This is a genomic window from Bacteroidia bacterium (assembly GCA_016218155.1).
In the GTDB taxonomy this organism is placed as follows: domain Bacteria; phylum Bacteroidota; class Bacteroidia; order Bacteroidales; family GWA2-32-17; genus GWA2-32-17.
Window position 1 is genome coordinate 16,329 of record JACREQ010000049.1, and the last position, 16,957, is coordinate 33,285.

17 protein-coding genes are annotated in these 16,957 nt (G+C 30.8%); 3 read left to right on the forward strand and 14 right to left on the reverse strand.

The genetic code is table 11. The features are described 5' to 3' along the window. Positions 1-6 precede the first annotated feature (6 nt). The 14 genes from HY951_09715 to HY951_09780 form a co-directional block, all read right to left on the reverse strand. A complete protein-coding gene (locus HY951_09715; GenBank protein ID MBI5540322.1) occupies positions 7-456 on the reverse strand; it encodes a DUF2141 domain-containing protein in 450 nt (149 codons plus the stop codon). Continuing rightward, a complete protein-coding gene (locus HY951_09720; protein ID MBI5540323.1) occupies positions 453-3,554 on the reverse strand; it encodes an efflux RND transporter permease subunit in 3,102 nt (1,033 codons plus the stop codon). The genes HY951_09715 and HY951_09720 overlap by 4 nt, the downstream gene beginning before the upstream one ends. A gap of 12 nt (positions 3,555-3,566) precedes the next feature. Beyond that, complete coding sequence (locus HY951_09725) at positions 3,567-4,622, reverse strand: efflux RND transporter periplasmic adaptor subunit (GenBank protein MBI5540324.1); 1,056 nt, start codon at positions 4,620-4,622, stop codon at positions 3,567-3,569. A 4-nt stretch (positions 4,623-4,626) separates the two neighbouring features. Further along, entirely contained in the window at positions 4,627-5,949 is a 1,323-nt protein-coding gene (locus HY951_09730; GenBank protein MBI5540325.1) for a TolC family protein, read from the reverse strand. Between the two features lie 16 nt (positions 5,950-5,965). Further along, a complete protein-coding gene (locus HY951_09735) occupies positions 5,966-6,364 on the reverse strand; it encodes a hypothetical protein (protein ID MBI5540326.1) in 399 nt (132 codons plus the stop codon). Between the two features lie 2 nt (positions 6,365-6,366). Beyond that, positions 6,367-6,948 (reverse strand): TetR/AcrR family transcriptional regulator, encoded by a 582-nt coding sequence (locus HY951_09740; protein ID MBI5540327.1) that lies wholly within the window; start codon positions 6,946-6,948, stop codon positions 6,367-6,369. Positions 6,949-6,986: 38 nt separating this feature from the next. Next, positions 6,987-7,325, reverse strand: coding sequence for a cupin domain-containing protein (locus tag HY951_09745; GenBank protein MBI5540328.1), 339 nt, complete (start codon positions 7,323-7,325; stop codon positions 6,987-6,989). Between the two features lie 128 nt (positions 7,326-7,453). Further along, positions 7,454-7,780: a cation transporter gene (locus HY951_09750; protein ID MBI5540329.1), complete on the reverse strand. Its 327-nt coding sequence runs from the start codon at positions 7,778-7,780 to the stop codon at positions 7,454-7,456. A gap of 25 nt (positions 7,781-7,805) precedes the next feature. Next, positions 7,806-10,409, reverse strand: a complete 2,604-nt coding sequence (locus HY951_09755) for a TonB-dependent receptor (protein MBI5540330.1) — start codon at positions 10,407-10,409, stop codon at positions 7,806-7,808. Positions 10,410-10,449: 40 nt separating this feature from the next. Next, entirely contained in the window at positions 10,450-11,235 is a 786-nt protein-coding gene (locus HY951_09760; GenBank protein MBI5540331.1) for a LysM domain-containing protein, read from the reverse strand. Between the two features lie 176 nt (positions 11,236-11,411). Beyond that, positions 11,412-12,557, reverse strand: coding sequence for an AraC family transcriptional regulator (locus tag HY951_09765; GenBank protein MBI5540332.1), 1,146 nt, complete (start codon positions 12,555-12,557; stop codon positions 11,412-11,414). A gap of 105 nt (positions 12,558-12,662) precedes the next feature. Continuing rightward, complete coding sequence (gene ric, locus HY951_09770; protein ID MBI5540333.1) at positions 12,663-13,334, reverse strand: iron-sulfur cluster repair di-iron protein; 672 nt, start codon at positions 13,332-13,334, stop codon at positions 12,663-12,665. A gap of 65 nt (positions 13,335-13,399) precedes the next feature. Beyond that, positions 13,400-13,924, reverse strand: a complete 525-nt coding sequence (locus HY951_09775) for a DUF1858 domain-containing protein (GenBank protein ID MBI5540334.1) — start codon at positions 13,922-13,924, stop codon at positions 13,400-13,402. An 8-nt stretch (positions 13,925-13,932) separates the two neighbouring features. Continuing rightward, positions 13,933-15,162 carry a DUF438 domain-containing protein gene (locus HY951_09780; GenBank protein ID MBI5540335.1) on the reverse strand — a complete coding sequence of 410 codons (1,230 nt, stop codon included), beginning with the start codon at positions 15,160-15,162 and terminating at the stop codon, positions 13,933-13,935. A 419-nt stretch (positions 15,163-15,581) separates the two neighbouring features. Here HY951_09780 and HY951_09785 point away from each other — a divergent pair, with 419 nt between their 5' ends. From HY951_09785 to HY951_09795, 3 genes are all read left to right on the forward strand, one after another. Further along, positions 15,582-16,004, forward strand: coding sequence for an Rrf2 family transcriptional regulator (locus HY951_09785; protein ID MBI5540336.1), 423 nt, complete (start codon positions 15,582-15,584; stop codon positions 16,002-16,004). A gap of 16 nt (positions 16,005-16,020) precedes the next feature. Then, on the forward strand, positions 16,021-16,569 hold the full coding sequence (locus HY951_09790) for a cytochrome C oxidase subunit II (protein ID MBI5540337.1): 549 nt from the start codon (positions 16,021-16,023) through the stop codon (positions 16,567-16,569). 23 nt (positions 16,570-16,592) lie between these two features. Then, positions 16,593-16,957, forward strand: a 365-nt coding sequence (locus HY951_09795) for a cbb3-type cytochrome c oxidase subunit I (protein ID MBI5540338.1), incomplete at its 3' end; no start/stop codon positions are given.

Sequence of the window (16,957 nt, forward strand, 5' to 3'; positions counted from 1 at the left end):
TATACGTTACATATATATTACTTTTACTTTAATCTTAGTGTCAGTTAATAAATTAAATGATGCTTTAGTAAATGAAGGTCTATTAGAAAATCCAATAGATTGAATATTAGAAAAACCAATTCCTTCTTTAGGCAAGATTAATCCTTTATCTATTTTATTATTTTTATTTTCATCATGCAATATATTTACTGCGTATTTCCCTCGTGGCAAATTATTGAAAGTGACTTCTGATGAGCCATTTACAATCTTTGATATAGCAATTTTGTAAAATTTATTATAATCTTCATCAGGAATAGTACCATCTTTATTATATAATGCAAACTGAACAAATCCTATTGAATTTCTAAGATTCTTTACTTCAATTGTTAATGAACAAGTTTCTTCGTTTGAACTGCTTAATGAAGAAAATAGAATAAGAACAAAAATCAATGGAACGAGTTTTATTACGCTTTTCATTTTACTTTTTCCTTCCTTTTTGCTAATTTTTCTTTAATAGTATCAACAACATAATAAATCATAGGTACTAGATATACAGTTAATATCATAGATGATAACAAACCACCAATAATAACCCAGGCAAGCCCATTTTTCCATTCACTGGCGGTGCCTTTAGCTAATGCAATTGGCAACATCCCTATAGCCATTGCCAGAGTTGTCATTAATATTGGTCGCATACGTTCTTTGCCTGCAATAATTAATGCTTCTTTATAATGTTTACCTTGGGCTTTTAGTTGATTAGTAAAGTCCACAATCAATATTGAGTTCTTTGTTACTAAACCCATGAGCATTATTAATCCGAGTTGCGCAAATAATGTTAAATGGTTTAATGATAAATTTAACGCCAGAAATGCTCCAATTGCTGCCATCGGTATAGCAAATAAAGCAACAAAAGGATAAATATAGTTATCATAAAGAGCTACCATAATAAGGTAAATCAGAATAAATGAAATCAAAAGAACCGAACCCAAAGCTCCAAAACTTTCATTTTGTGATTTGATATCTCCTCCCCAAGTTAATTTAACACCTTCTGGCAATGGCTTGGATTTTAGAAAGCTTGTTACATCACCAGCCAGAGTTCCCGATGGCCTGCCAAACGATTCTGAGGTCAATGTTACTGATGATTGTCTATCTAATCTTTCAAGTAATGAAGGCGAATCATCTTGTTTGACTTCTGCAAATTGAGATACTTCAATGGGTACGTTCATCGGGTTTACTATTGAAAGACGTTGCACATCTTCGTAATTTTTTCTATCAAAGTCATCTAACCATATTCTAACCGGATATTCTGTTCCATTTTCAGTCAGTGTAGCATCTTCATTCCCTGTAAAAGCAGTTCTTAAATTTAGCCCAACATAAGCAGTAGTTAATCCTAATCGCTGCATTTTATCTTTATTAGGAATAACCTTATACTCAGGACTTCCTTCCTCTACTGATAGTTGAACATTATCTGCACCAGGAATATTTTCGATAATTGATTTCAACTCATTCCCTGTTTTCATAATTAAATCAATATCACTTCCACTTAAAGTTATTTTGATTGGTGAAGATTTTGGTAATAATCCTAAAACCGCCATTGAGAAATTAATTCCGGGAAACTGATTTTTTAGTTCTTCACGAAGCAATTTCATATACTCTTCAGTATTTATGCTTCTTTCCTCATTAGGTTTTAACTGAATAGTGAATTCTGATAAATTTGCTGAACCAACTCCTAAACTGCCAATGCCCGTGCTAGGACCTGCAATATTGCTGAAAAGTGTTGACACTTCAGGTTGTTGAAGAATAAAATTTTCTATTTTTTGAGTTTTAACATTGTTCTCTTGAACGGTCGTTGTTTTATCATATTCCAGATTTAAACGAAACTTACCCTGATCGCCAGTTGACATCATTTCTTTGCCTATAATACCTTGTTTCAACATAACAACAGTCATTACCAATAGAAATAATACTATTCCGGTAAATATCAATTTATGACTAAGCACCCATTCTAATTGTCGGCCATACCACTCAATGAATTTTTTTAATTGACTTTCAAACCAAAGAAGGAAACGATTCAAAAAGTTGGTAGGTCGTAAATCTTCTTTTTTTCCTATACGGGAAGCCAACCATGGCACTAAAGTAAAGCCCACCAATAAGCTGGTAAGCGTAGAAGTTATAACTACAATCGAAAATTGTTTGAGCATGTCTGCTACAAATACTTGTAAAAACAGTATAGGTAAAAACACAACCACATCAACTAAGGTTATTGATAATGCCGAAAATCCGATTTCCATTCGACCATCCATAGCCGCAGTTCGTTTTTCTTTACCCATATCCAAATGCCTTTGAATATTTTCTAAAACCACAATGGCATCATCAACCAAGATTCCTATAATTAAAGACATGGCAAGCAAAGTCATTAAGTTTAACGTGAACCCGAACAACCACATTGCAGCAAAGGCAGTAACTAATGAAGTTGGAATTGAAATTAATACGATTAAGGAGTTTCTGTAACTTCTTAGAAACAAAAGCATAACTAGTGAAACTAAAACAACCGCTAAAATCAAATCATCTACTACTGAATTTACAGCTGCAATAGTTTTGTCGGTTGAATCATCGGCAATATCAAATTTTACTTTGTATTTTGCGTTTGCACTTTCAATTTGTTTAAGTTTTTTGTGAACTAATTTTGAGACTTCTACTGCATTGGCATCACCTTGCTTTTTTAACAAAAGACCAATTCCGTTTACACCATTGTAACGACTTACAGAACTTATTTCCTTAACACCATCGATAACTGCTGCTACATTTTTTACATAAACTGGACTGCCTGGTGCAGGTGTTGCTACCTGTACGTTCATTATATCATTTATGGTTACAAATTTACCAGTTAAACGAACAGAATTCTTTTCTTTATCGGTTTGCACTTTACCAGCAGGTAAATCAATACCCGAGCGATTAATAGCATCTACAACCTGATAAAGTGAAATTTTATAAAGTTTTAATTTATCCTGATCTACTTTTACCTGAATCTCTCTTTCTTCGCCACCCAAGAGTGTAATTTCTGCCACTCCTTTCAATTGTTGAATTTGCGGCAAATATTCGTCTTTCGTTTTTTGATAGAATTCGGTTTCTGACAAATTACTCGTAGCGCTGATAGATATGATAGGCAAATCGTTGGGTGAAACTTTACTCATAACCGGACTTAAAATATCAGCAGGAAGGTCTTTTCTGATATTATCTATATAACGCTGTGCATCTTGCATTGCATTATTCAAATTCGTTCCATACTTTAGGTTGGCAATAATTATGGAGGCATTGGGCATTGACTTAGTTTCCAAATAATCGACCCCTTCTAGGTTTGATAATGCATCCTCTATTTTTCGGGAAACAGAGGTTTCTACTTCATTTGGCTCGGCTCCCGGATACATTGTTTTTATTACAACTACCGGTTGGTTAAAGTCAGGTAATAGTTCATACCCCAGATTTTTATAACCAATTATTCCCAATAAGATAAATACGCCAAAAAGCACTATAATCAGCGATGGACGTTTGATTGAAATTTCTGTGATATTCATAATTCGCTGATTTTATTTAATTAAAACATTAGCTCCATCAAAAAGATTAATAAACCCATTAATTACAATGACATCGCCTTCGTTTAAGCCACTCGATACAACTACTTTATTTTGAATTCTATTTGAAGTAGTGATGTTATGTAAAATGACTTTGCCATTTTTAACAATATAAACTTGTGGTTGAATAGTTGTTCCAACAATTGAAGAAGCTTGAATAATGATAAGTTTTTGATTACTCTCGCTTTTCAAATTTACTTTCCCAAACATCCCCGATTTTATTTTCAAATCGGATGTGTTATTTACAAAAAACTGAACAGGAAAACTGTTTCCAATATTTGCTTTACTCCCCACAATAATACCTTTACTGGATAATTTTGTTTCGGGATATACATCTGCCGAAATAGAATATATTTGATTTTCTGTAAATTTATTTAATTCGTTCTCAGGGATATTTACAGTGAATTTCAAAACAGAGATATCAGTAATTTGAAGTAGTGGCACTCCTGGTGCTGCAAATGCACCTTCTTCTGTTAATTTAGCTGTAACAATTCCATCGAAAGGAGCCATGATGGTTGTTTTTTTAATTTGCTCAATTAAAGTTGCTTTTTGCACATTAGCAGATTTTAAACCCAACACTGCCTTTTCTAGCTGAACACCTTGTATTGCATCTGCATTAGCAAGAACTGTATATCGTTTAACATCGGTTTCCAATCCTTCAATCTGAATCTCTACTGCCTGTAATTGCAGTTTTAATAAAGTATTATCCAACTGAATTAGTGCCTGTCCTTTTTTAACAGTACTTCCAATATCCACTAAAACAGAATTAATCTTACCTTGAATATCTGTACTAATTTTTGTTTCCTTGTTAAATTCAAATGTTCCTGAATAAAATAATTCAGCATTAATATTTTTAAGTTTTACAGTGTCTGCCTGAACAGTTACAGGTTGTTCTTTATTGTATTGAAATACTCTATTTTTTGTAGTTTCTTTATTGCTTATCAAGCGAAATACTACAATGGCTATAATTGCCAATATAATGACAATTGTGAGGATAATTTTCCTATTCATATTTTTAATTTTTATTTGATATGTTACCTGTTAGTTTTTTTAACTCTAAATCAGCTTTCAAATAATCAATTACAACAGAAAGGTAAGTTTGTTGAGCTTCATGTAAAGCATTATCAGCCAATAAAACATCACTTAAAGTTGCTGTTCCTTCTCTTTGTTGTAAAATGGTTTGTTCATATATTGTTTGAGCTAATTTTATTTGTGCAAGAGTATTTTCAACTGTTTTTCGGGCAACTATTCTTTGACGGGTTGTATTATCAATTAACATTGCATTTTGTTCTGTAAGCAAATTTAATTGAAGTTGACTGTTTTGAATTTCTATTTTTTTTTGATTAATTTTTCTATTTGTAACTGTTCCGTTGAACAAAGGAAAAGTAAGCTGAGCACCAACAAATCCGATGGGATAAAATTTCAGAAAATCGTTTGGTTTCTCATCATAACCAAAACCTGTTTCCCCATAAGTGCCATACAACATTAGTGATGGAATTCGCGAATTCTTTAATGTTCTTAATTCGCTCGATAATAAATAATTTTGTTTTTCTGCTATTCTTACATCTACACTTGTCGAATTTGAATATTCAATGGCTTCTTCATATTGAATATTATCCTCAATTTTAATAGTATCAATTATAGATAATCCTATAGTGAATTTTAAGGCATTCATAACTTGCTCATAATTGCTTTTGATACGATCTTTTTGTGTAAACAATTGCTCTAATTGTAATTTTACCTTTATTACATCAGTAGCCTTAACCATTAGCTGTTCGTTGAGTAATTGAATGTTTTCAAAAAGTTTTTTTGAATTAGCTATATTACTATCTATAAAAGAAAGCTGTTTTTGTAGTATTTGTGCATTGTAGTATAAGTTTGACACATCAAAAAACAATTGTTCCTCTGTTTTCTGATATTGTATCTCACTTAATTCCGATGCAATTTTTGTAGCTCGCATTGCTCCAAATATTTGTGGGTTATATAAAGGCATAGCAAATTGCAAATTGGCATTGATATTATGCGGAACACCAAATTGTGTTTCTTTGAATTTCCCATCAGGACCACCAAAAGTAGACAAAGGCATTAGCTGGGTAGGTTGGTCTGTATAATATTTATATTCTCCTAATGCATTAAGTTTAGGAATTAAGTTTGCATTTGCTTCCTTATGCTTTTGTACACCAATCTGAATATTATTTCTGCTTATTTGTAAACTTCTATTATTTATTTGTGCAGTATCTACACATTGTTGAAGTGTCCATACCTGTGCTTGTGCAGAATAAATTATCACTAATGAAAGTAATACCAGTAACCCTTGTTTGTGAATGTTTACTAACATATATAATCAAATTTTTTTAATGTTTAGGTTTATTGTGCTTTGTTATAGTAAAATATGCAAATACAGAAAAAACTATAGTTATAGTTATTCTAAAAATCATTGCTCCAATAGTTTTAGTTTCATAAATGCCTCCTGAGTTAATGTGAATAAATAATCCGATAAACGCTATTATTAGTATAATTGAGGAAATACTTAAAAGCTTGGTAGTCCATTTATTGTTTTTTATAAATCCATAGGCTGCAAAAAGATAAAGTATGCTACTTATAAAATTTGCCCAAACCACCAATAAAACATAATTACCTTCTTTTGCTCTGATACCAAATAAATCAAATATCACAGAACTGCTTAGAAATAAGGTAAGCAAACCAAAAGCAGCTAATGCTATTGCAGCTACATATAATAGAATCTTCTTCATTTTTACTTGTTTTTTATTAATGTTAAAATGGCATGAACCATATTATCGCCGTTTCTTTTTACATCAAACTGAAAATTTGCTGTTCGCCACTTAAACATTTGAAGTTTAAATGTTCCCATAACTATATGCATTAGTTCGTCTGTTGTAATGGCATTAGTAAATACACCTTTTTGCTGTCCTTCCATTACTATAGGCATTAAGTATTTCATTTTAACATTCATTAATTTAAGGAAGGTTTCATTGATGCGTTGGCTTTCTTCCATTAACCCATCTGAAAAAACAGCTACAACAAAATATGGATTCTGGCTAAAAAAACTAAATTGCTCCTTAAACAACTGTTTAAAGTTTTCTTCTGGATAAGGCGAACTAGTAAGATTAGACAATCGCTTATCTGTATTATCAGCCAAATAATTAAGCATTGCAATAATTATTTCTTCTTTACTTGTAAAATGCCTATAAATAGCACTTTCAGAAAATTGCATTTCTTTGGCTAGATTTTTTATAGTTAACCCACTTACACCAGATGATGTAAGTATTTTACCTGCTGCTTCAATAATTTCTAACTGACGGGGTGTGATTTCCATTGACATTTAATATTAAATAAAACTTCTTGAAATATAGCCTAGAGTACTTTAGTTAAACTTACTGGTCGTGGTGCCTTTACTATAAGTATTCTGGCTATTCCATCAGAATTATTACTTATATAATGCACAATATTTGCTGGACTTTCGATAACCGAAAGTGCTTCGCATACTTCACTTTCATCACCAATATGAATGGTGGGATGACCTACTACAATAAAAAAGAATACATCAACTGGAGTTTTATGTGGCTTCAAGCTTTCGCCAGGTTTCAAAGCCATAAGCATTGCCTGTGCAGATTCTTTATTATACATCTCTCTTACATCAATCATGTGAGGAGTCTCTTTTATTTGCTGTTCTAGGTACTTTGTGATTTTCATGATAATTAAGATTTTGTTTTATTAATAAGTTTGTGAATATTCACTCACAAAGATACAATATAGTTTTACTTTTTGCAAGTGTTTTTTTTATATTTCGATTTTTTAACACTCTTGATTCGCATACTTATTTATTTTTTATTTTTATCTTCTTGTTTATCAATAATTTCCTTTGCTTCGTGACCTAAGTTTGTAATTACCTTAATTATCTTATTTACATCTGTTTTATTAGGGTTATATGTTACTGTTAGAATTTGTGACTCTCTGTCGAGTTCTGATTTAATTATCCCTTTTTCATAAGCAAGTGTTTTTTCGATTTTAGCTTTACACATTTCTGTGTGAGCAGAGGTTTGTAACTTTACAACTTTAATGTCATTCTTCTTTTGGGCATAAACATTAGGTTGCACAAAAAACAAGGAAATAAATAATGCTACTGAATAAATTGCAATTGTTTTCATTTTTTTTACTTTTAAAGTTTATATACTATTTTATTGAAAATCTTAATCCAACATAAATTGTTCTTCCTAGGATTGGTCCCCATAAAAAAGAGGTGTCGAAATATGGACCAAAAGGATCTTCTGAAGCAATGATAGGCTGCTTTTGCCTGAAGTTAGTTAGGTTTTCCACTCCTGCATATAAGTTCCACCATTTAAACCGCTTTGTTATCATAGCACTTAACAAATAAAATGAATGTGCTATATCTTCTTGTTTGTATTGTTCGGGCAATGCATCAGTATTTGGCAAGCGAGATATTCCATTATACTGGGTAGTAAAATCAAATTGCCATTTATCATATTTTGTCGAATAAGATAATGATAGTAATCCTTTATATCTATTTGTAAAGGGCTTTTCTTCCAATTTGTTATTTATTGTCATCCATACATCATTTAAGCGAAAAGCAGCATTAATTTCAAATCTTTTAATAGGTTCAAAAATTACTTCAGCCTGAGCACTGTTTGAATATGATTTTCCTTTTAAATTGTGAAAAGAGACTTCGCTATATTTACTGTCCATGTCAACAATAACTTGGTTTATGAAGTCTGTTCTGTAAAAATCAAGAATAAAAGTGGCTTTATTTTTATTGATTGAAAAATATCTGGTTAAACTTGCCCCATAGTTCCATGCTTCCTCTGGTTTAAGTGCCTCAGAAAAAATAAATTTTCTTGAACTGGCAAGTATCCCCATATTTTCGCTCAGAACATTTGCTGTCCTGTAGCCTTTTCCTGCGGATGCTTTTAGAATAGTTTTCTTATTAAGATCATACTTTAAATGAAGCCGTGGGGTTAAAAACTTTTGATTAGTATTGTATAAATCAGCTCTGAATCCTGCAATCAGTGTAAATTGTTTAAGAAAACTATAAGTATATTGAGCAAATACTCCAGGAATATTTTCAGTTTTATTAATTATGGTATCAGTAGCTGCGTTAATTAGATGTTCATCATATTTATCATATTGATAGCTAATACCTGTACTTATGTTATGATCTGTATTATTAATAATGAACTGATAAATTATATTAGAATAAAAACTTTTTTGGTTGCCACTGTATAAATTGTTACCAAAGAATGAATTCTGGTTGTGTCCTGATGTATTTAATAAAAATCCTAAACTGTTTTCCGGTTTTGTAAGGGGAATTCCAGCTTTTGCAAATACTTCGTATCTTTTTGTGTTAATTCCGATTCCATATAAATTACTATTTGTTATTTTGTCCTTATCAAATCCAATTTGTCCTCCGTCACGTTCTTCTGACAAATATTTAACACCAAACTGTGTGACAAATTTTTTCTTGTATTCATACCTCCACTTGTTGAAAATATTTATCTGTGATGTTTTAGGTAAATCGAGAAAATTATCGTGATTTCTATCAATTTCAGATGCGAAATTCTCTCCATGCAACATTATTATAGTACTTAGATTGTTATTTAACCTATACGCTGAAGTAAGATTCCCCTCAACTTTTCCAAGTTCATTTGCATAAACATTTAAATGAAGTTTGTCGCTATTTTCAGGTTTTTTGTATTCTACATTTATCTGACCTGTAATAGACTCGTAGCCGTTTATTACAGATGAAGTACCTTTGGAAATTTGAATAGATTCCATCCAAGGTCCGGGAATATATCCTAATCCATGTGAAATAGCAAGTCCTCTTATTGAAGGAATATTTTCAGACATTAATTGACTGTAAATGCCTGCAAGTCCAAGCATTTGTATTTGTTTTGCACCTGAAACGGCATCGGTATATGCTACATCTACAGTAGCATTGTTTTCAAAACTTTCAGATAAATTACAACATGCTAATTTTTGTAATCCCGTAGAAGTAATTACTTGTGTTTGAATAGGACTTATTTTTGACATATAATTTGCTTCTTTTTTTTCTCCAATTATAACTTCCTGTAAAGCCAAATTCCTTTCTAAGTGAATATTAATTTGTGTTTGATTCTTTGGAACTAAAATCGTGTCATTCGTAAAACCAACATAACTTACTATAAGATATAGGTTTTCAAGTGCCGGTTTTTGAAGTGTAAACATTCCTGCTTCGTCAGTAGTTGTTCCAGTGTTTTTTCCAAACCAATAAACATTAGCATATGAAAGTGGAATTCTTTTATTGTCACTATCAATAGTTTCAACCTTTCCTTTCAGTTGGATATTTTGAGCTGCAACCGAATTAAATATTGACACTAATAACAATAAAAGAATTATATATTTTGTAAAAGAATTATTTTTAGAAATATCAGAACTTTCAAACTTAGTATTGAATCCATAAATTTTGCGAATAGTTTTGAATCGAAAAACCAATGATGACAAAGCTGTGAAAACAGCCACCATACCTAATATAATTGCCAATCTGAGCCAACTCTCGTTTTCTTGCATTCTGAGTTCAATATCTATATAAATGGTGCGAAACCATTCAAGGCTTCCGATACATAAAATTAATTGGATAATACGTGCTGCCCATTTTTTTCTGAATAACAGCAAAAACGGAAAACAAACACATATTACCACAATTACATGCTCCTCTATCCTAAAAAAATGAGCTGCCAGCAACAAGGCACTTAATAAAACAGGCGATAATTTTAATGCATTCATACAAAAAAGTTTTTTTTATACTTATTAATTTTATAAGAATTTAATTTTTCTTTTTTAAATATAAAATGCCAAATAATATTGTCGTTATTAAAAGAAAACCACTAAAAATCCAAGGAAGATGTCCTGCATGACCAGTGGTTACTGTGTGCTCTTCACTTCCGTGAACACCTTCTGTAGCATTCCCCTCATTTCCTTGACCATGAGCATTATGTCCTTCAACTTCGCCTTCAGCAAACTTGAAAAACTGAACATAAGCTTCAATATATTCTCTTCCAGCCTCAATATTATTTATATCGAAATTTTTCAATGACATCACTTTTTCAAATCGCTCAGTCAGCTCAGGCAAGTCTTTTTTTATCACCTTTCCATTCAGTGGGGATAAATTACCAATTTCAATTGATTTGTCGGCAGCCAGAATTTTTTCATCAATAGGAGTTCCTGATGGCTTCACTCCGGTGAAAGGCACACCTTCTCCAGCTCTGTGAATTCTGACCAATGTTTCAAAAAAGTACGTTTCAGCCAGTAATTTGGAATCAGCACTGAATCCTCTGACTTTCATCATAAGGTTAAATGCATTTTTTATCTCTGTTTCATTTTCAGGTCTAACCCATTTGAGTGTATAGTTTATATTGTTTTGTCCGATCGCTTTCCTTGCATCTGCTATTAATGGCCCATCCATTGAATCGCAATGAGCAAATGTCGCATTTGTTGAAAAAATCAACATTGTGAAGAGAAATAAGGATGCAAATTTAATTCTAAAATTTCCTTTCCTTTTTTGATTGCTTTTTAAGTTGTTAGTTACAACTACCATTTCATGTTTTTTCATAAATCTTTTTATTTAAGTAATTAATAAAAGGTTCATTATTGAAACCTATGTCAAAATTACTGTATGAAAAATAAGTAATCGCCCCATATTATAATGTGAGACTTATTAAAACGTGTTTATAGTACTCGGTTTATAAAGTAAGACCAGAAGATTTTAAGAAAACAGTAAGAGGAATTTTAGAAAAAAGTATTTTTATATTGAGATGGTGTAAGACCAGTAGCATTTTTAAAAATCCTGTTAAAAGTTGATTTTGAGTTGAACCCACATTCAAGAGCCAGACCTAAAAAAGAAAGATTTTCAAATTTAGGATTGATAACTTTTTCTTTAAAAGCCTCTACTCGATATTGATTTACAAAATCGAAAAAATTCAATTTATAATTTTCGTTTATAATTCGGGAGAGATGATGTGGGAGAATATTAATTTCTGTAGCAAGTTGGCTCAATGTCAATTGGTTATTTAGATAAGGTTTTTTGGATTTCATATGTTCCTCAAGAATTGCAAGGTATTGTTGAATATAATCATCTTTTAATGAAGAACCTGAATAAGGTTTATCACTCTTAATAATATCTATCGGAATAGAAATATTTTGTGAAGTAAAGATTGCTGGTTGATTTAACCCAAAATAACCTACCATTACTATAAAAGCAGTTAATGTCATAAATAGTCCGTTTATACAAAAACTATCTGAAAATAATAACAATACATGATGAATAAAAATAATAGAAGTTAATATTATCCATACTATTCCAAGAATACTAATTAAATTTCTAAGCCAGGTTAGTGTTCTCTTTTCTATTGCTGAAAAATTATCTGAAATTATTTTCCTGTGTTTTCGGAGTATGCTAATCGACCAAAAGATATAAAAGGGTACTGAAAAAGCAATAATGATAAGAAATATGAAATATGGTAACGGTAATTCTAATTTCGAACTTCCATGAACAGAGCAAGCGTTTTTTAATATGCTTTCTGAAGGAAAGAAAAATATCAGGTATAAATTAAATATAATAAAAGGTAGTAAATGCCACAATATACTCTTGTCAAATTTATAATCTGAATTAGTTAGAGCTTTTATATACACGAATAAAAATGGCCCATTAAGAAAAAGAATTGATATGTAAAAGTTTATTAACCAAGGATTATTTATGAAAAAATAGGCCGGACTAAAGGAATATACCGTAACATATAAACCAAGAAATATCAACCATGCACTAATAAAATAATCATGTAGGGCTTTACCTTTCTTCTTAAGAAGTAAGATAGCCAGAAAAAATGCCAGAGTTGAACCAATTAATAATATTTTATCGATAAAATTTTGATCCATCTGTCATAATTAATTTTAATATTGTTAAAAAAATATTTTATCATTTTTAATTATAATTGTAATAATCATCTATTAAAATGTGTATTGTTATAATAATATATTTTTTTAAAGATTTAGTGCTTTTGGATATAGTATATTGTTTTCAAGATGGACATGAATATGCAAATCATCTTCGAATTGTTCCAACAGTTTAAATGCAACCTGATAGGTGTTACAACTATCAGGAGGAAGCATATAATTAATACTTAAAACATTTATTTTATCCATTGCACCACCGGCAAACTCGTGTTCGCCTTTCATTCTGTTTATCTCTGAGATGATAATCTCTTTAAATTTCTTATCTTTTGTTTTCAATACTTCTTTTATTGCCGGGAACAATACCTCTTCTTCTTTTTTAAGATGTTGTATGAGTTCGGTGTTAATCTGCGAAAATAATTTAGCTATTTCAATTAATTCGGGATGATTAACACTATGTACTTCAGAAATTTTTTGAGTATATGAAACCAATTGAGGTAAAAGTTTTGTGACGGTTTTATGATGGGTATTAACTATATAATCGCACAAAAAATCTAAACCCCATTCATTGAAATTTTGTGTTGTGTCAATTTCAGTATATTCAAGCTCATTTAGTTTTGTTTCAATTATAGAGATATCAATCTTCTTCTCAGCACAAGCTTCTTCTATTCTTTGATTTCCACCGCAACAAAAGTCAATACCGGCATTTTTAAAAACAACTGCTGTTCTAAAATCATTAGCAACTATTTCGCCTATCTTCATTGATTTATAATTTTCGGGTATCATATTTTATATTTTAAAATGTTATTAAATATAGATTTGATCAATTATGGTTTATAAAAATAAATCAGATATAATTCGGCACTTTCTTTAACAATCCAATGTTCTACTTGCAAGCTGGTAGCTTTATCAATTAATGGTGCCGGCAAAAAAGGCGCTATTAATTTATAGATCGTGTTGTTTGGCAAAACATTCAAGTCTGCCATTACTTGGGCAACTGGATGTTCTCCTGCTGCCAGCATTTCTCTTACATCGAAAATTTGTTTTACTTTTTGTTCGTCAAACCATGTTGGTTTGGTAGTATTATAAACCGTATCCATACTTTCTGTTATTATTTCTTGTCCAACTTCTTTACGTAATTTATTTATTAGATCACCTATATTTACATTTCCAATGCTTGCAGCTTGTTGCAAAGAGGTGATTCTTGCGACTGTATTTCTCAATAGAGGATTTTTTAGTTTTTTAAATGCAGGTACATATCCAATTAAAACATCTTCTAATTGAGGATAGGTTTCAATCAGTTGTAATACTTTTGTTTTTGGTGTTATTATTAAATTCTTATTTGATTCCATAATATTTGTTATTTATAAGATAAAATTCGTTGTTCGCCTTGCAATTCTCTATATACATTGACATTGTGAGAGACTTCAAGTGTGCCAAGATATTCCCCTTTTTCGTTGCGAAGAGCAAAATATTCAATATGAATCATTTTTCCTCCCATGTTAATCCAAAAAGGTGCGCTATTTTGTTTTCCGCTTTTAAAATCTTCGATGATTTTATCTACAATATGAGCACTAGCAGGTGGATGACAATGACGAACATCGCGATTAAGTATTGCTCTGTTACGTTGAAAAATACGTTCTGCACCTTGTGAAAAATATTTTACTTTATCGTCTTTATCAACAAAAGTAATGTCAAGTGGAAGTGTGTTTAAAATACTAAGTAATTCTTCTGCGGAAAAACTACCTGATGGCAATTGTATATGACTACCAGATTTTTGGGCATCATTAATAGATATTTCGGAAGCCCATTCTGGTTTCCATATTACATTTGGGTCATATAAACAATATCCTATTTCCAATGATTGGTTGCTGATTTCATACCAATCCTTCTCTGTAAGTTTGTCAAGACTCATTGGAAATAAAATTTCTTCTTCCTTTGGTATCATTTCACTTACTCCATGTATTGCAGGTTTTAGAACCATTTCGCAGGAAGCTAAAAACTCTTCTTTAGCAAGGTTTTCAGTAAGCAATATTTCAATACTACCTTTTATTAATTCACGAATTTCATCGTGTTTTCCCCACATTACTTTTGGTGGTCCTGTTATTCCCTGATTTTCAAGATAAGGGAATAATAAATATTCCTTTCGCTGATAATGCTTATCCACGTCGAATAAATTATTGAATAATCCTCTTAATTTTAAAATTTCAGGATAAAGGTTTAGCTGTTGATTGCTTTCAATTTCACTTATAATAGATGAAATCTGAGCAATTACAATTTTCAATTCTTTGTTTTCATGAATCATAACATCGACGGGATGCCCTTCTGGGATTTTTTTTGCGCCTGAAAGGTCTATTTTTCCTTCCAACACTGAAGAATGGGCATCGCATAATTTTAATATTTCTGTTTCAGGAAGACCTTCACTTATAAGTTCCTGCTCAACTTCTACAACTTCACCATAAGGAATGTTTTTTAATGTGTTAAGTAGTTCCTGTTTAACATCTTCTTCAGATGAACCAGTATGCAGTTTAAGAATTAGTGCTTTTAGCTTTTCTTTTCTGTCTTTGGAGTTATTAATTAGTTCGCTCATATATTTATAATTTATTTAATTTATAATAAGAGTTATAATGTAAATTACACTTTGTTATATTATTTTTAAAATTTGTACTTTTTATCCTTGTTAAGAAGTTTTTACAAAAAGAACGTTTAATATTTCAGATTGTCGTTTGCTAAATTGTACATTTAATAAATAATAAGTGAATGTTCACTCACAAAATTACACAATATTTCAAATAATAATGTATTTTTAACATTATTTAAATCATCTACTATTTCACTGTATTAGAACTCGTTGAATTATTGAGAGAGTATATTTCTTCATTCTGAAATTTTATCAACCCATCAAAACAGGTAATGCAGTACCGAATTGTGTTGTGTAACATGTCAAATTATTTTTTTTAGGGATTTGTTTGATATATTTTTGCAAATGAATACCTCAAGGTAGTAATTATGATACTAAATAAAACAACATCTTACGCAATTAAAATTTTGTTGCTCATGGCTGCTAAACCAAGCGAAAGTTTTACTGCAAAGCAATTACATGAAGAATTAGGTATTAATAATAGGTACCTAAGAAAAATTCTTACAGGTTTTTCAAAAAGCAATCTTGTAAAAAGTAATAAAGGAAAAAATGGCGGGTTCGTTTTAGTAAAAGCTATCGATCAAATTACAATTGCCGAAATTATTGAAAAAGTTGAAGGTTTAGAAAAATTTGAAGAGTGTTTCTTAGGCAATGGAGATTGTAGTTCCGAAAAAACTTGTGAAATGCACAGCTTATTTGTAGAAATAAAAGAACAAATGATAAAGACATTTTCAGAAACTACTTTAAAAGATATAAAAGAAAAATCTAGTACTAACAAATATATATATTAATTTAAAAAAGAGAACTATGGCAGATTCATCAGATGTTTTAAATGGATTAATTATTGTTTATACCAGCTATGTGCTGGTAATAATAACAATAGTCTCGTTGTTTGCATACAGGCTTACAACAAAAGGAGAAGGGAAACTGGTTAAACCCGCAATTTTTTATACCTGGATTGGTTTTCTAATTTTTACAGGTGTAACAATTCACATTGTTACCTATAACACTATTCCTTGGTCACCAATTGATTTAAACAGAAAAGAAATTAAAGCTGATAAAGTTTTTGAAATTTCTGTTAAAAATCATAAATTTATTTTGCCTGCTGAAAAGATGTTGGTAAAGGTGAATGATAAAGTTTTGTTTAATGTTAATTCTCAGGATTTAACATACGGCTTTGGGTTATTCAGAAAAGATAATTCAATGCTTTTTCAAATGCAGGTAATTCCTGGTCATAATAATGATCTTCTCTGGCAATTTACAAAACCGGGTGTTTATACTATCAGATCTACGGAATATTCGGGGCCTAAAGGTGTTAATATGGTAGAAAAAGATGTTGTGGAAGTAATAGAATAAAAAAATAACAAAATATAAAAATTATGAGTTATATTAATAAATTAATGAATGGCGAGCAAGGTGCTTTTAAGTCACAGACTTTAACACCTATGCAAAAAATCACATTACGCTTTGTAGTAGTTGGTTTGATTTATTACGGTTTTTCTGCAATTGAAGGAATGATGATGCGGCTTTATGAAGTTTCACCTATTCCGGGAATTGATACTGGGCATTTCTTTTCTATGATGACCGTACATCCTTTGGTTGGTATTTTTGGTTCAACATATATGATTGTTTTTGGAGCCTTTTTATTTTTAGTTCCCTTCTTAATGAAAAAACCTTTATGGAGCATTAAGCTTGCAAACTGGACTTTTTTCTTAATCGCAATTGGAACTTTTATAATGTGGTC

Excerpts from the sequence above, each read along its gene's own strand:
- HY951_09715 (MBI5540322.1), bottom strand. The coding sequence starts at position 456 with ATGAAAAGCGTAATAAAACTCGTTCCATTGATTTTTGTTCTTATTCTA.
- HY951_09720 (MBI5540323.1), bottom strand. The coding sequence starts at position 3,554 with ATGAATATCACAGAAATTTCAATCAAACGTCCATCGCTGATTATAGTG.
- HY951_09725 (MBI5540324.1), bottom strand. The coding sequence starts at position 4,622 with ATGAATAGGAAAATTATCCTCACAATTGTCATTATATTGGCAATTATA.
- HY951_09730 (MBI5540325.1), bottom strand. The coding sequence starts at position 5,949 with ATGTTAGTAAACATTCACAAACAAGGGTTACTGGTATTACTTTCATTA.
- HY951_09735 (MBI5540326.1), bottom strand. The coding sequence starts at position 6,364 with ATGAAGAAGATTCTATTATATGTAGCTGCAATAGCATTAGCTGCTTTT.
- HY951_09740 (MBI5540327.1), bottom strand. The coding sequence starts at position 6,948 with ATGGAAATCACACCCCGTCAGTTAGAAATTATTGAAGCAGCAGGTAAA.
- HY951_09745 (MBI5540328.1), bottom strand. The coding sequence starts at position 7,325 with ATGAAAATCACAAAGTACCTAGAACAGCAAATAAAAGAGACTCCTCAC.
- HY951_09750 (MBI5540329.1), bottom strand. The coding sequence starts at position 7,780 with ATGAAAACAATTGCAATTTATTCAGTAGCATTATTTATTTCCTTGTTT.
- HY951_09755 (MBI5540330.1), bottom strand. The coding sequence starts at position 10,409 with ATGAATGCATTAAAATTATCGCCTGTTTTATTAAGTGCCTTGTTGCTG.
- HY951_09760 (MBI5540331.1), bottom strand. The coding sequence starts at position 11,235 with ATGAAAAAACATGAAATGGTAGTTGTAACTAACAACTTAAAAAGCAAT.
- HY951_09765 (MBI5540332.1), bottom strand. The coding sequence starts at position 12,557 with ATGGATCAAAATTTTATCGATAAAATATTATTAATTGGTTCAACTCTG.
- ric (MBI5540333.1), bottom strand. The coding sequence starts at position 13,334 with ATGAAGATAGGCGAAATAGTTGCTAATGATTTTAGAACAGCAGTTGTT.
- HY951_09775 (MBI5540334.1), bottom strand. The coding sequence starts at position 13,924 with ATGGAATCAAATAAGAATTTAATAATAACACCAAAAACAAAAGTATTA.
- HY951_09780 (MBI5540335.1), bottom strand. The coding sequence starts at position 15,162 with ATGAGCGAACTAATTAATAACTCCAAAGACAGAAAAGAAAAGCTAAAA.
- HY951_09785 (MBI5540336.1), top strand. The coding sequence starts at position 15,582 with ATGATACTAAATAAAACAACATCTTACGCAATTAAAATTTTGTTGCTC.
- HY951_09790 (MBI5540337.1), top strand. The coding sequence starts at position 16,021 with ATGGCAGATTCATCAGATGTTTTAAATGGATTAATTATTGTTTATACC.